Origin of the sequence: Clostridium sp. AF19-22AC (genome assembly GCF_003479085.1) — a bacterium.
GTDB classification, from domain to species: Bacteria; Bacillota; Clostridia; order Lachnospirales; family Lachnospiraceae; genus Faecalicatena_A; species Faecalicatena_A orotica.
The window spans coordinates 326,895-340,821 of record NZ_QUGN01000002.1 but is presented as its reverse complement, the minus strand read 5'-3'; the positions used below and the strand labels follow the sequence as shown (position 1 = coordinate 340,821).

Here is a 13,927-nt window from a genome sequence, read left to right as displayed (position 1 = left end):
GAGAATACGAACCTGTGAAAAAAATGAAGGCGAAAAGAATCGGTGTGACTGCGGCGATCGTAATTATATGCTACCTGCTTCAGTGCACCCTGTTTCCTCATCTGGCACTTGCATCCATAAAGCCCAACCTCATGATTATCGTTACCGCGGCATTCGGCTTTATGAGAGGTCCAAAAGAAGGAATGCTGGCAGGTTTTTTCTCCGGCCTGATGATTGATATACAGTTTGGATCTATCCTTGGCTTTTATGCCCTGATCTATCTGCTGATCGGATTTGGCAACAGCCTGTTCCAGCAGGTGTACTACGACGAAGACATCAAACTGCCGCTGGTCCTGATTGCAGCAAGTGAGTTCCTTTACGGGCTGGTCATCTATCTTTTGATGTTCATGCTGCGCAGTGAGTTTAATTTTATCTATTACCTGAGTCATAATATCATCCCTGAACTGATCTACACAATTGTGATCGCCCTCGGATTGTATCCACTGATTCTATTTTTGAACCATAAACTGGAAGCAGAAGAAAAAAGGAGTGCAAGTAAATTTGTTTGAGCGAATGAAAGATGCAGTATATCGAATCGTAAAATCACGGCTTTTTGTTTTAATCCTTGTGTTCTGCGTTATGTTTGCAGTACTGATCAACCGGGTATTTTACCTGCAGATCGTAAAGGGGCAGGATTATCTGGACAACTATAAGCTGCAGATTCGAAAAACAAGAGAAACCGCCGGAACACGCGGGAAAATTTATGACCGCAACGGGAACCTGCTGGCTTATAATGAGCTGGCTTATACCGTGACTATAGAAGATAACATAACGGCCGATACAAGAAAAGAAAAGAACGAGATCATTAACGGCATTCTGGATGAGATTATAACCATCGTGGAATCAAACGGAGATTCTGTAATCAGTGATTTCGGTGTAGTTCTGGATTCTGCGGGAAATTATGAATTCTCCCAGACGAACGAAACGCTCAAACTGCGTTTTATCGCCGACGTATATGGCCTGAAGACCATTGATGAGCTGACGGAAAAACAGCGCGCATCCAGTGCGGAAGACATCATCAATTATCTGTGTACAGACAAGACTTACGGTTACGGGCTGGACGTGAAAAAACTGGAGAAGCCATATATCCTGAAGATGGTAAATCTCAGATATGCCATAGGCCTTAACAGTTTCCAGAAATTCATCCCGACTACACTTGCGACCGATGTCAGTGATGAAACGGTTGCTGCGATTATGGAGAATATGGACAGGCTCGAGGGCGTCGATGTCGTGGCCGATTCCATGCGCCGTTACACGGACAGCAAGTATTTTGCCTCCATCATCGGTTATACGGGCAAAATCTCACAGGAAGAATACAACAAACTGGACAAAGACCAGAAAGAAAAGTACTCCCAGACGGATATTGTCGGAAAAGCCGGACTGGAACAGACGATGGATGAGGTCCTTCAGGGGACAAAAGGTGAGACACAGTATTATGTGGACAGTGTCGGAAAGGTAACGGATACTGTCAGCAATAAAGAGCCTGAGGCGGGCAATGATGTCTACCTGACTATTGATAAAGACCTGCAGGAGCAGACCTACCAGCTTCTGGAAGAGAAACTGGCCGGAATCGTCCTCGCGAAGCTTCGCAATGTCATGAATTATGACCCGAGTAAGACGTCCGATGCAAGTGAGATCATCATCCCGGTCGACGACGCCTATAATTCTTTTATTGCCAACGAGATCATTGATGAGAGCCATTTCGGTGCGGACGATGCGAAACCGGTGGAGAAACAGGTATACAGCACTTTCACGGAGAGGAAGAAGTCCGCAATCACGGAGATCATCAATGAAATGAACAACAGCAAGGCCGGCTCTTATGAGTCGCTGTCAGATGAGATGAAGGCATTCATGGACTACATTTCCATCAATGTGCTCCAGACCGATACCGGAATCCTGATGCCGGATGCCATTGACACGAATGACGAAGTCTACAAACAGTGGACTAAGGATGAAACAATCAGTATCAATAAGTACCTGAATTACGCGATTTCCAAGAACTGGATCGATACTTCCAAGCTCTCTGATTACATTTCAGAAGAGAAATACTCTGATTCCGCCGAAATTTACCAGGGAATTTTAACATTTTTACAAAATTATTTAGATTCGGATGTTAATTTCGACAAACTTCTCTACAAATATCTTATAAAATCAGGGGGTATCAGTGGCGGACAGATTTGCGCCATGGTATATGAGCAGGGAGTCCTGCCTATGGATGAGGGGGCTTACAAGGGGTTGATCGATGGCAGTGTAGATTCCTACACATGGCTGTACCAGAAAATACAGAGTCTTGAGATTACCCCGGGGCAGCTGGCGCTGGAACCTTGTACAGGCTCTGCCGTGGTCAGTGACCCGGATACCGGGGAAGTACTGGCCTGTGTATCCTATCCCGGATATGACAATAACAGGCTTGCAAACACAATGGATTCCAGTTACTACAACCAGCTGGTAACCGGACTTTCCCGCCCGTTTTACAATAATGCCACACAGGAGACAACGGCGCCCGGTTCTACCTACAAGATGGTTTCCGCGGTGGCCGGCCTGACAGAAGGGGTCATAAACAGCGGGTCTTTCATCACCTGTACAGGTGAATTCGACAAGGTTACACCGAGTCCGAAATGCTGGAATATCTACGGACACGGGGGACTGGATGTGGTCGGTGCTCTGAATGAATCCTGTAACGTCTTCTTCTATGAAGTCGGCTATGACCTTGGCCTTGACGCAGAGGGGAACTATGACAGCGACGCCGGAATCGAGAAGCTTGCCAAATATGCGAAGGAATTCGGCCTTGGTGAAAAGTCCGGGATCGAGATTCCGGAGTCAGAACCGCAGATTTCGGATGAATATGCCGTACAGAGTGCGATCGGACAGGGTACGAATAACTTTACAGTCAGCCAGCTCAACCGTTATGTTTCGACAGTAGCAAACAAAGGCACGGTATACAACCTGACGCTTCTGAACAAGACTACGGATGTAAACGGCAAGATCATCAAGCAGTACGAACCTGTTGCCGCCAACAAGATAGAGAATGTAAGCGCGGAGACATGGGATCTGGTGCACCAGGGTATGATCGCCATGGTAGCAAATAATTCAAGCTTTACAAATTTGGGGATCCAGATGGCCGGCAAGACCGGTACTGCACAGCAGAGTGCGGTACACCCGGACCACGGCCTGTTTGTTGGATTTGCACCGGCAGAGGATCCCGAGATTGCAGTGGCAGTGCGTATTGCGAACGGTTACAGCTCATCCTATGCCGCAGAAATAGGCAGAGATATCGTAAGGGCAAACTTCAAGCTTGCCGACAAAGACGAATTAATCACAGGTTCTGCTGCACAGCTTGGCACAGCGATTGCAGGTGACTAATACCTGCAGGCTGAACTATTTATAAAGGATGTGAATATACATGGACAGGCTGGTAACAATTAAAAGCAACCGGTATGGTATCGAAGTTCACCTGAATCCGGAGGTATCCTTTGAGGTACTTCTGGAAAGTGTCGCCGCCAAATTCAAAGATTCTGCAAAATTCTTTGAGGGGGCGAAGATGGCAGTTACATTTTTAGACCGTAAGCTGTCTGACCAGGAAGAACAGACAATTCTGGGCCTGATTGCTGAAATCACGGGAATTGATATCGTATGTATCATAGACCGCGATGAAACCAATGAGATGACATACAAAAGCATTGTGGAAAATACGCTCACCAATATCCAAAAACGGGAAGGGCAGTTCTACAGAGGTACATTAAGCAAAAGACAAGTGCTGGAATCCGATTCAAGTATCATCATACTGGGTGATGTGGAGCTCGGCGCCAGGGTGATTGCCAAAGGAAATGTTGTCATTGTTGGTTCTCTGTCAGGTTCCGTCCATGCGGGTGCGTCAGGGAACAGGGACGCGTTTATCGTAGCCCTTTCCATGCAGCCCAAACAACTTCGAATTGGCGACATCGAAGCAAAACGTCAGGTGATCTATCAGGAAAGCCTCAATATCAGGGGGCCTAAGATAGCCGTTGTAGACGGACGCCGGATCTATCTGGATCCGCTTGTAGACTAATCTTTAGAATAAGAAGTTGTAGGAGGAAGAAAAACATGGGAGAAGTTATTGTCATTACATCGGGAAAAGGCGGAGTCGGGAAGACGACTACGACAGCAAATATAGGAATCGGTTTATCGCAGATGGACAAGAAGGTAATCGTCATTGACACAGACTTAGGGCTTCGTAACCTGGATGTTGTCATGGGACTGGAAAACCGGATCGTCTATAATCTGGTTGATGTGATAGAAGGCAGCTGCCGCCTGAAACAGGCGCTGATCAAAGATAAAAGGTTTCCTGAATTATACCTGCTCCCGTCTGCACAGACGAAGGACAAGACAGCCGTTTCTCCGGAACAGATGCGCAAGCTCATCGCGGATCTGAAAGATGAATTTGATTACATACTTCTGGACTGTCCGGCCGGTATCGAACAGGGATTCGAGAATGCGGTCGCCGGGGCAGACAGGGCCATCATCGTTACGACACCGGAAGTATCAGCCATCCGTGATGCAGACCGCATCATCGGACTTTTAGAGACACACGGCATCAAGAATAACGACCTGATTATTAACCGCCTCAGGGTGGACATGGTAAAGCGGGGGGACATGATGTCTGTGGAGGATGTCACGGAAATCCTCGCAATCAACCTGCTTGGCGTCATTCCGGATGATGAGCAGGTAGTCATCGCAACGAATCAGGGTGAACCAATCGTCGGCACAGACTGTATGTCCGGACAGGCATATTTAAATGTATGCAGAAGAATCTTAGGTGATGACATCCCGATCACAGATTTTAGCAAGCCGGAAGGATTCTTTGCAAAGTTCTCCAGCCTATTTAAAAAGAATTAGGAGGGAAACTTATATGAGTGTACCTTCTGTTCACGTTGCAAAAGAAAGATTGAAAACTCTGCTTATGGCAGACAGAATGCAGTGTACACCCGAGACGGCTGAAAAGTTCTCTTCAGATATATACCACACGGTATCAAAATACCTGGAGGTTAAGCCCGAAGATTTCCACATAAAGATAACACATTCAGATATACATATAAAGATAACAGGAGAAAACTATTGAAACTTCAATTGAAACTTCATTTTCTGAATATCAAACAAAGGTATCACTTAAGAGATTATAAATTCAGCCTCGTTGCACTTGTAACTGCGATCTCCATCATTGGAATTTTTGTAGTGGGAAGTGCACAGGCGTCTGTACAGGGGAAGCAGGCACTCGGAGTCATACTTGGCACGATTGCTATGGTTGTCATCTCACTTATTGATTACAAATGGGTAATGAACTGGTACTGGCCCTTGTACGGATTAAATATCGTCCTGCTTCTGGCCGTGCATTTTTTCGGTGAAGAAGTAAATGGAGCAACGAGATGGCTGAATCTGGGATTTGTGCAATTTCAGCCATCCGACCTGACTAAGATCATTATGATCCTGTTCTACGCAAAGTTCTATATGGACCGGGAACAGGCGATTAACAATAAAAAGACTATTATACAGGCGGTCGCCCTGCTGCTGCCGTCGCTGATACTAATCTACAAACAGCCTAACCTGTCCAATACGATCTGCCTTGCCATACTGTTCTGCATCATTTTGTTTCTGGCAGGGTTAAGCTATAAGTTCATTGGGACTGTACTGGCTATTGTAATTCCGACTGCCGCTTTGTTTTTAAGTATTGTCGTGCAGCCCAACCAGCCGTTTTTGAAGGATTACCAGCAGAAGCGTATCCTTGCATGGCTGGAACCGGAGAAGTATGCCACAGATGAAGCCTACCAGCAGATTAATTCGGTTATGGCCATTGGATCCGGGCAGCTGACAGGAAAAGGGTACAACAGTAATACGACTACCTCCGTTAAAAACGGAAATTTCATCTCCGAACCCCAGACAGACTTTATTTTTGCGATTATCGGAGAAGAATTAGGATTTGTGGGTTGTTGTGTCGTCATAATTTTGTTATTATTAATTGTGATAGAATGTATTCTAATAGGAGTAAAGGCCAAAGACACCGGAGGGCGCCTGATATGCGGCGGGGTTGCCACACTGATAGGGGTACAGACTTTTATCAATATCAGTGTGGCTACACAGATTTTTCCGAATACAGGTATTTCCCTGCCTTTTGTCAGTTACGGGATGACGTCTGTTGTCTGTTTCTATATGGGAATTGGTTTTGTACTCAATGTAGGTTTACAGCCTAATAAATATCAGTAGAGGAGAGTAGCAGCTATGAACATAGGATTAGTGGCACATGATGCCAAAAAGAAATTAATGCAGAACTTCTGTATCGCCTACAGGGGGATATTGAGCAAGCACCATCTGTTTGCCACAGAGACCACAGGTATGCTGGTTGAAAGCGTGACAAATCTGAATATCCACAAATATCTTGCCGGGCATCTGGGCGGAAACCAGCAGATCGGGGCACAGATCGAACATAATGAGATGGACCTTCTGATTTTTTTCCGTGATCCTCTGACCCCGCGCTCACATGAACCGAATGTCAACGACATTGTACGCCTGTGTGATATGTACAATATTCCGATCGCGACAAATATTGCCACAGCAGAAGCATTGATATTAGCATTAGACAGGGGAGATCTTGACTGGCGTGAGATATATAAAAACAAAAACTAAAAGAAAATTGGGGGCTGCAGTCTGTCTGATTCTGGCTTTCACTACAACCGGCTGTGGTTTCAGACAATCATATGACCAGGCAGCCGCCTATGAACATTCGAATTACGATAAGAACCTGTACCAGGGAAGCCTGTTCGCAGAGGATTTATGCGTGACTGACAAGGATGTCCCTCTGGCTGGGTTCACTGAGGATACCAGTCTCCATGCTGCGGGATTGTTCGATCTGAAAGATGAGGAAGTACTGTATGCATACCAGCTCCACGAGAAGCTTTTTCCTGCAAGTACGACAAAGGTTATGACAGCCTATCTGACACTGAAATACGGCAATCTCGACGACATTGTGACAGTCAGCAGCAATGCGACTGATTTTGCGGCAGATGAGCAGACCTGTAACCTCCGTACCGGTGACCAGATCAGTCTTTATGATTTACTGTGCGGCCTTGTCCTGCACTCCGGCAACGACTGTGCCGTGGCGATAGCCGAGCATCTCGCCGGAAGCGTGGAAGAATTTGCCGCCATGATGAACCGGGAAGCAAAAGCACTCGGGGCCACGAATACACATTTTGTGAACCCACATGGACTTCAGGACGAAGATCACTACACAACTGCATATGACCTGTACCTGATGTTCAATGCATGTGTGAAGGACCAGCGGTTTCTGGATATTATCTCGCTGCCCTCCTATACAGGGGAACTGACCGGGGCGGACGGTGTTTACCGTACAGAACAGTGGCTGCCGACGAATTATTATTCCCTGGGGGAAGCGTATGCGCCTTACGGGGTCAATATTTTCGGAGGCAAGACAGGGACGACTGATGAGGCCGGGTCCTGTGTCATCCTGTATTCCCAGGATCTGGAAAATAATCCTTACATATCGATCGTTATGGGTGCAGATGACAAAACGATCCTCTATGATGATATGACGAATCTGCTTGCAGCAGGAGCAGCAGGCGGCAGTTATGATACCGAGTAAAACAAAAAGCAGAACCTTATGATACCAGATGTGATATCATAAGATCCTGCTTTTTTTCTCTTTCATTTATTCTGACATGTTATTGATTCTGCCAAAAAGACTGATCAGATAGAGGCCGCAAAGGCCAACGATCGTATAAATTATTCTGGAAAGCCAGCTTAAATTTCCAAAGAGAAAGGCTACTAAATCAAATCGAAAAATGCCAACCAGAAGCCAGTTGACCGCTCCAATAATCACAATGGTAAGAGCAGTGTTATCGAACCACTTCATATTATTTCCTCCTTTTCAATATCAATGCTCTTATTATTGCCACAAAAACTGGAAATATACATTTAAAAATGTTATACTGTTAAAGTTATAAAATTAAAGATTTTACGGAGGAGTTAGATTTGGCATCACAGAAAGACAATTCCATAAGCCTCAAAAAATATAAAAGAAAGCGGGAGATGAATATCGGTATTTTTTTATTTGCCATTGTGTTCATCTATCTCGTAGTTACGATTATCATGTATGCATCTTCCAAGAAAATCTCTATATATGAGGTACGCGAAGGCAGTATTTTAAAAGACAATTCATACACAGGGCTTGTCATACGTAGCGAGACCGTAGTGGATGCGGAAAAGACGGGTTATATTAATTATTTTCAAAACGAGAACAGCAAGGTGAAGGCCGGTACAAACATTTATGCCGTCACCACGGGTAAGTTAAACTACAGTGCGGATACGGATTCAGAGGGTGCTGCTTTAAGTTCGGACGAGATGACCTCGCTGGTTGTCAAGACACAAAGTTTTAATGAGAATTTCAACCCGCAGAAGTTTTCCTCTGTTTATTCTCTGAAAAATGAGGTCGACAATGCCCTGCTGGACGCGTCCAACCAGACAAAGACCGCGCAGATGGACGCTGTGATTGCCCAGAACGGCGGCAGTGCGGATATTTTCACAACACCAGCAGATGGTATTATTGTGTTGAGCTATGACGGGTACGAATCCGTGACTGCGGATTCTTTTGAAAAGGCAGACTTTGACAGAAGTAACTATAAGCATACCGTCCGCGGGGACAACGTACAGGTAAAGAAGGGCGATCCTGCCTATAAACTTGTCACGAGCGAGAACTGGTCCATCATCGTTCCGCTTGAAAAGGATACCGCATCGGAGCTTTCTGACGTTACCTACATTAAGACACGGATTGACAAGGACAGTGAAGCACTCTGGGCGGATTTTTCCATTTTGAAAAAGGGCGGGGACTTTTATGGGAAACTGGATTACGACAATTCCATGATCCGCTACGCCGGTGAAAGATTCCTGAACGTTGAATTGATCCGCGAGGATGAAAGTGGGCTGAAAATTCCGAAAAGTGCTGTCGTGGATAAAGATTTTTATGCTGTTCCCGACAGTTATATCACGACAGGAGGGAACAGCTCTTCGTCGGGGGTTATGATACAGAAAAGAGGTGGGTCCACAGTTTTCCAGACTGTGAATATCTATAAAACAACGGATGACGGCACGGTATACCTGAATCCCGCGGAATTTGACAAAGGAACCGTCCTCGTACGCCCTGATTCCTCCGAGACACTCCAGCTTTCAAAGACGGAGCCGTTAAAAGGGGTCTATAACATCAACAAGGGCTACGCTGTATTCAGACAGGTAACGATACTGTGTGAGAGTGATGAATATTATATTGTACAGGAGGGTGATTCCTACGGACTGTACAATTATGACCATATCGTGCAGGACGGTGAGACAGTCGATGACGAGGAAGTCGTTTTTCAATAGAATTAGAAATTGTGTTACAACTATATCATCAAATAAGGAGTGAAAGAACATGTTAAAAGAACAGCTTATGGAAGTAGAGGCAAAGATTCAGGCCGCCTGTGACAGGTCCGGCCGTGACCGCAGTGAGGTGACACTGATTGCAGTCAGTAAGACGAAGCCGCTGCCGGTCTTAAAAGAAGCCTATGAGCTGGGAGTGAGGGTCTTTGGTGAAAATAAAGTGCAGGAACTGGATGAGAAACACGGCCTCCTCCCTGACGATATTCACTGGCATATGATCGGACACCTTCAGACGAACAAAGTAAAATACATCATAGATAAAGTGGACCTGATCCATTCTGTTGATACCCTGAAGCTCGCAGAGACGATTGAAAAGGAGGCTGCCAAACGTAATATCACGGCCAGAGTCCTCATCGAAGTAAACGTGGCAGAGGAGGAAAGTAAGTTCGGACTGAAAGTTGAGGAAGTAATTCCATTTGTAGAAAAAATAGCCACATTTCCACATCTGCGCGTATGCGGGCTTATGACTATCGCGCCTTTTGTTGAAAATCCCGAGGAAAACCGCCCAATTTTCGCAAATTTACATAAATTATCTGTTGACATTGGGATGAAAAACATTGATAATGTTAATGTGAGCATACTTTCAATGGGGATGACCAATGATTATGAAGTCGCAATCGAAGAAGGAGCGACAATGGTCCGCGTTGGGACCGGAATCTTTGGTGCCAGGAACTATGCCGTTTAGGCATCAGTATACCGGAACAGAAAGTGCTTTAAAAATAAATTATGCACGAAAAAGGCATAAGATAGGAGTGTAAACATGGGTGTGTTTGATAAATTTTTAGACATCATGAAATTGAATGACGATGAGTATGATGATGACGATATCTATGATGATGAATTTGATGATGACGATTTTGATGAAAAACCACGCCGTTCTCTGTTTAATAAAAAAGGAAAAGATGAGTACGACGATTTTGATATCCAGGAAGATAAGAAATATGCACAGGCAGGCAATAAAGTAACGCCGATGCGCCAGCCTGCATCCAGAAGGAACGCCAACATGGAGGTCTGTGTTGTCAAACCGGCATCCGTGGATGACTCCAGAGAAATCACGGAAACACTGCTGGCAGGACGTACCGTAATCCTGAACTTAGAAGGTATGGATCTGGAGATTGCACAGCGTATCATAGATTTCATTTCCGGTGCGACATTTGCCATCAGCGGCAACCTTCAGAAGATTTCTAATTACATTTTCCTTGTGACACCTACGAACGTAGATATTTCCGGTGATCTTCAGGATCTGCTGGGCGGTTCTATGGAGTCGGCAAATGTAAGAGGCAGATACTAATCATAAGCAGTTACTAAGAGGAAGCAGTTTATTCTGATATGTTAAAAGAAGAGCAGTTATTGGAAAAAAGGCTGATTGAGCTGTCAAAGACAGCTTATCACCGTGACATCATTACATATTCGGATTTTCTGAATCTGAATGAACTGAATATACTACATTCCCTTCCGAAAGACCAACTATATACAAGGTATATCACTTTCGGCGGATATGAATTAGCAGAGCGTCAGATGGCAGCATTTATACCTGATGCTCTTTATTTGCGTGGGACATCCGATTCCGGGGAAGAACAGGAGGTGCTGCCGGACAGTTGTAATTTTCCGTTCTGTGTGCTTTCCATCGAACCGCTGCATGATAAATATGCGGAGGAGCTGACACACCGGGATTACCTGGGGGCAATCCTGAATCTGGGGATTGAACGCTCAAAACTGGGAGATATTATAATAGACGGAAAGCAGGCTTACATTTTCATACAGTCTGCCTTATGCGTTTTTCTAAAGGATGAACTTACCCGGGTGCGCCATACAGGCGTGCTTTTAAAGGAGGTTACTTTAGAGGACTGTCATTACTCACCCCGTTATGAGGAACTGAAAGGCACGGTTGCCTCTGTCAGGCTGGACAGCCTGCTGGCACTGGCGTTTTCTTCTTCAAGGACAAAGCTGACCGGACTCATCGAAGGGGCGAAAGTATTCGTAAACGGACGCCTGATGACAACAAACAGCTATCAGGTAAGAGAGGGAGATATCATTTCCGTCAGGGGCATGGGAAAGTTCCGGTATATCGGGACTTTATCGCGCACGAAGAAGAACCGGATTTTTGTAACGATCCATAAATATATATAAAAGGAAGAGCCATGAGAGATAAAAATACGAAATTAACTCAAAGCTATCTGCTTGCAATTTTCAGCTGTATCCTTCTTGTCGTGCTGGATCAGCTTACGAAGTGGCTGGCAGTCACACATCTGAAGGACCAGCCCCCGTTCGTCATCTGGCAGGGGGTATTCAAACTGGAATATCTGGAAAACCGCGGTGCCGCTTTCGGCATTATGCAGGACAGGCAGATACTATTTGCTGCCGGGGCCGTCATCATCGTTGCCCTGATCGGCTTTTTATACGGCAGAATGCCACATACAGGCAGATACTATATCCTGCGCATCTGTTCCGTTTTAATCTGTGCAGGTGCCTTCGGCAACCTTATAGACCGCATGCGGCTGAACTATGTGGTAGATTTTTTCTATTTTGAGCTCATTGATTTCCCGATTTTTAATGTTGCGGACTGCTATGTAGTCGTATCATGCATTTTATTTGCAGTCTCTATCCTGTTCTACTATAAAGAAGATGAGTTAAAGTGTTTTTCATTAAGAAAGGGACAGAACTAAGATGGAAGAATTGAACTTTACGGCAGAAGTCCCCGGAAGCAGGATCGACAGGTTCCTCTCCGACGAAATGCCCGATGTCTCCCGCTCCCACATCCAGAAGCTGATTAAGGAGCATCTTGTTACCGTAAATGGAAATCAGGTCAAATCCAATTATAAAGTCAATACCGGGGATGCTGTTTCAGTTTCCCTGCCGGATCCGGAAGTACCTGACATCGTACCGGAAGATATCCCTCTAGACATTCTGTATGAAGATGATGATATTCTGATCGTCAACAAGCCGAAGGGAATGGTCGTGCACCCTGCACCGGGCCATTACAGCCAGACGCTTGTAAATGCGGTTATGTTTCACTGCAAGGACAACCTTTCCGGTATCAACGGCGTATCCAGACCCGGGATCGTACACCGGATCGACATGGATACCACCGGCTCTCTGATCATCTGTAAAAACGACCTGGCCCACCAGTCTCTGGCTAAACAGCTGAAAGATCACAGTATTACAAGAAAATACCACGCCATCGTACACGGAAACTTAAAAGAAGATACAGGTACTGTCAACGCCCCCATAGGGCGTCACCCGGTCAGCCGGAAGAAGATGAGTACCCATGCGCCAAATGGCCGGCCGGCTGTCACGCATTATAAAGTACTGGAACGGTTCGGAGCCTACACATATATCGAGTGCCAGCTGGAAACCGGACGCACCCACCAGATCCGCGTGCATATGGCCAGCATTGGCCACCCGATCCTCGGGGACGCGGTATATGGTCCCGTCAAATGCCCGTTCAAACTGGAAGGGCAGACCCTCCATGCCAAAGTACTCGGAATTAAACATCCCCGCACAGGAGAATACATGGAATTTGATGCCCCCCTGCCCGCCTACTTTGAAGAACTCCTTCGGAAATTGCGTCAATAAGCCCGTACTATAGCATATACGTTCGCCATCAACTGGTGAATTTGCACAATAAACAGGATTTTTCTTGTAAATTTCTGCACCATCTTGTATAATACTAATAAGGTTATCCGAAAACGGATGGCAACGCCTGGTTTGACGCAAAGGAGAGTGACTTATATGAAAACAAACACAATTATTACAATCGGCAGACAGTATGGCAGCGCGGGGCGCGAGATCGGCTACAAAGTAGCAGAGTATTTTGGAATCAAGCTTTATGATAAAGAGATGCTTGCAAGAGCTGCAAAAGAGAGCGGGATTTGTGAAGAGATATTTGAATCCCACGATGAGAAACCAACGAACAGTTTCCTGTATTCTCTGGTAATGGATACGTATTCAATGGGTTATCCGGGGAATACATATTCCGATATGCCCATCAATCATAAGGTTTTTCTTGCACAGTTTGATGCAATTAAGAAGATTGCTGACGAAGGACCGTGTATTCTGGTCGGACGCTGTGCAGACTACGCACTGGAATCTTATGAGAATGTAGTCAGTGTATTCATCCATGCAGATTTGGATGCACGTATCCGCCGTATCGCAAGGATTTATGACCTTACGGATGCCAAGGCGAAAGATATGATCATTAAGACAGACAAGAAGCGTGCAAGCTACTATAACTATTATACGAATAAAAAGTGGTCCGATTCCGAGAGCTACGAACTCTGCTTAAGCAGTTCCGAACTTGGGATCGAAGGTACAGCGAAGGCAATCGAACAGTATATTGCATTGAAGCAGGATATTACTGCAGCAGATAAGAAGCTATAATAAGCACAGGGCAGGGAATGAAGTGAACCTTTCATTCCCTGCCCTTATG

Annotated in this window: 16 protein-coding genes; 15 read left to right on the top strand and 1 reads right to left on the bottom strand. The window is 45.5% G+C overall.

All coding sequences use genetic code 11. The features are described 5' to 3' along the window. The first annotated feature begins 23 nt into the window (after positions 1 to 23). From mreD to DWX43_RS03555, 8 genes are read left to right on the top strand one after another with little or no spacing between them, the layout of a single operon-like run. Entirely contained in the window at positions 24 to 548 is a 525-nt protein-coding gene (gene mreD, locus DWX43_RS03590) for a rod shape-determining protein MreD (protein WP_330405302.1), read from the top strand. Next, positions 541 to 3,402 carry a penicillin-binding transpeptidase domain-containing protein gene (locus tag DWX43_RS03585; protein WP_118618812.1) on the top strand — a complete coding sequence of 954 codons (2,862 nt, stop codon included), beginning with the start codon at positions 541 to 543 and terminating at the stop codon, positions 3,400 to 3,402. Before mreD ends, DWX43_RS03585 begins: the two co-directional genes overlap by 8 nt. 40 nt (positions 3,403 to 3,442) lie before the next feature. Continuing rightward, on the top strand, positions 3,443 to 4,087 hold the full coding sequence (locus tag DWX43_RS03580; protein WP_109730382.1) for a septum site-determining protein MinC: 645 nt from the start codon (positions 3,443 to 3,445) through the stop codon (positions 4,085 to 4,087). Positions 4,088 to 4,122: 35 nt separating this feature from the next. Beyond that, positions 4,123 to 4,914, top strand: coding sequence for a septum site-determining protein MinD (gene minD / locus DWX43_RS03575; RefSeq protein ID WP_109730381.1), 792 nt, complete (start codon positions 4,123 to 4,125; stop codon positions 4,912 to 4,914). Between the two features lie 13 nt (positions 4,915 to 4,927). Beyond that, on the top strand, positions 4,928 to 5,137 hold the full coding sequence (locus DWX43_RS03570; RefSeq protein ID WP_109730380.1) for a cell division topological specificity factor MinE: 210 nt from the start codon (positions 4,928 to 4,930) through the stop codon (positions 5,135 to 5,137). Continuing rightward, positions 5,134 to 6,276, top strand: coding sequence for an FtsW/RodA/SpoVE family cell cycle protein (locus DWX43_RS03565; RefSeq protein WP_330405276.1), 1,143 nt, complete (start codon positions 5,134 to 5,136; stop codon positions 6,274 to 6,276). The genes DWX43_RS03570 and DWX43_RS03565 overlap by 4 nt, the downstream gene beginning before the upstream one ends. Positions 6,277 to 6,291: 15 nt before the next feature. Further along, entirely contained in the window at positions 6,292 to 6,696 is a 405-nt protein-coding gene (locus DWX43_RS03560; RefSeq protein ID WP_109730379.1) for a methylglyoxal synthase, read from the top strand. Continuing rightward, complete coding sequence (locus DWX43_RS03555) at positions 6,671 to 7,669, top strand: hypothetical protein (protein WP_330582217.1); 999 nt, start codon at positions 6,671 to 6,673, stop codon at positions 7,667 to 7,669. Before DWX43_RS03560 ends, DWX43_RS03555 begins: the two co-directional genes overlap by 26 nt. A gap of 66 nt (positions 7,670 to 7,735) precedes the next feature. On the opposite strand, the gene DWX43_RS03550 is transcribed toward DWX43_RS03555, so the two are convergent. Continuing rightward, positions 7,736 to 7,939: a DUF378 domain-containing protein gene (locus DWX43_RS03550; RefSeq protein WP_109730377.1), complete on the bottom strand. Its 204-nt coding sequence runs from the start codon at positions 7,937 to 7,939 to the stop codon at positions 7,736 to 7,738. A 119-nt stretch (positions 7,940 to 8,058) separates the two neighbouring features. On the opposite strand from DWX43_RS03550, the gene DWX43_RS03545 reads away from it, so the two are divergent. From DWX43_RS03545 to DWX43_RS03515, 7 genes are all read left to right on the top strand, one after another. Next, positions 8,059 to 9,441, top strand: coding sequence for an HlyD family efflux transporter periplasmic adaptor subunit (locus DWX43_RS03545; protein WP_181368608.1), 1,383 nt, complete (start codon positions 8,059 to 8,061; stop codon positions 9,439 to 9,441). 49 nt (positions 9,442 to 9,490) lie between these two features. Beyond that, positions 9,491 to 10,183 (top strand): YggS family pyridoxal phosphate-dependent enzyme, encoded by a 693-nt coding sequence (locus DWX43_RS03540; protein WP_109730376.1) that lies wholly within the window; start codon positions 9,491 to 9,493, stop codon positions 10,181 to 10,183. A gap of 75 nt (positions 10,184 to 10,258) precedes the next feature. Continuing rightward, the gene (locus DWX43_RS03535) at positions 10,259 to 10,789 is read left to right on the top strand and encodes a cell division protein SepF (RefSeq protein ID WP_109730375.1); all 531 of its coding nucleotides are present in this window, start codon (positions 10,259 to 10,261) and stop codon (positions 10,787 to 10,789) included. A 38-nt stretch (positions 10,790 to 10,827) separates the two neighbouring features. Then, positions 10,828 to 11,628, top strand: a complete 801-nt coding sequence (locus tag DWX43_RS03530) for a YlmH/Sll1252 family protein (protein WP_118618808.1) — start codon at positions 10,828 to 10,830, stop codon at positions 11,626 to 11,628. An 11-nt stretch (positions 11,629 to 11,639) separates the two neighbouring features. Further along, positions 11,640 to 12,164: a signal peptidase II gene (lspA, locus tag DWX43_RS03525; RefSeq protein ID WP_118618806.1), complete on the top strand. Its 525-nt coding sequence runs from the start codon at positions 11,640 to 11,642 to the stop codon at positions 12,162 to 12,164. 1 nt (position 12,165) lies between these two features. Further along, entirely contained in the window at positions 12,166 to 13,074 is a 909-nt protein-coding gene (locus DWX43_RS03520; RefSeq protein WP_109730372.1) for an RluA family pseudouridine synthase, read from the top strand. A 156-nt stretch (positions 13,075 to 13,230) separates the two neighbouring features. After that, positions 13,231 to 13,878, top strand: coding sequence for a cytidylate kinase-like family protein (locus DWX43_RS03515; protein WP_118618804.1), 648 nt, complete (start codon positions 13,231 to 13,233; stop codon positions 13,876 to 13,878). Positions 13,879 to 13,927: the final 49 nt, after the last annotated feature.

What these genes read in the sequence shown, in the direction of transcription:
- mreD (WP_330405302.1), top strand. Translation starts at nt 24, where the DNA reads ATGAAGGCGAAAAGAATCGGTGTGACTGCGGCGATCGTAATTATATGC.
- DWX43_RS03580 (WP_109730382.1), top strand. Translation starts at nt 3,443, where the DNA reads ATGGACAGGCTGGTAACAATTAAAAGCAACCGGTATGGTATCGAAGTT.
- minD (WP_109730381.1), top strand. Translation starts at nt 4,123, where the DNA reads ATGGGAGAAGTTATTGTCATTACATCGGGAAAAGGCGGAGTCGGGAAG.
- DWX43_RS03570 (WP_109730380.1), top strand. Translation starts at nt 4,928, where the DNA reads ATGAGTGTACCTTCTGTTCACGTTGCAAAAGAAAGATTGAAAACTCTG.
- DWX43_RS03560 (WP_109730379.1), top strand. Translation starts at nt 6,292, where the DNA reads ATGAACATAGGATTAGTGGCACATGATGCCAAAAAGAAATTAATGCAG.
- DWX43_RS03550 (WP_109730377.1), bottom strand. Translation starts at nt 7,939, where the DNA reads ATGAAGTGGTTCGATAACACTGCTCTTACCATTGTGATTATTGGAGCG.
- DWX43_RS03540 (WP_109730376.1), top strand. Translation starts at nt 9,491, where the DNA reads ATGTTAAAAGAACAGCTTATGGAAGTAGAGGCAAAGATTCAGGCCGCC.
- DWX43_RS03535 (WP_109730375.1), top strand. Translation starts at nt 10,259, where the DNA reads ATGGGTGTGTTTGATAAATTTTTAGACATCATGAAATTGAATGACGAT.
- DWX43_RS03530 (WP_118618808.1), top strand. Translation starts at nt 10,828, where the DNA reads ATGTTAAAAGAAGAGCAGTTATTGGAAAAAAGGCTGATTGAGCTGTCA.
- lspA (WP_118618806.1), top strand. Translation starts at nt 11,640, where the DNA reads ATGAGAGATAAAAATACGAAATTAACTCAAAGCTATCTGCTTGCAATT.
- DWX43_RS03520 (WP_109730372.1), top strand. Translation starts at nt 12,166, where the DNA reads ATGGAAGAATTGAACTTTACGGCAGAAGTCCCCGGAAGCAGGATCGAC.
- DWX43_RS03515 (WP_118618804.1), top strand. Translation starts at nt 13,231, where the DNA reads ATGAAAACAAACACAATTATTACAATCGGCAGACAGTATGGCAGCGCG.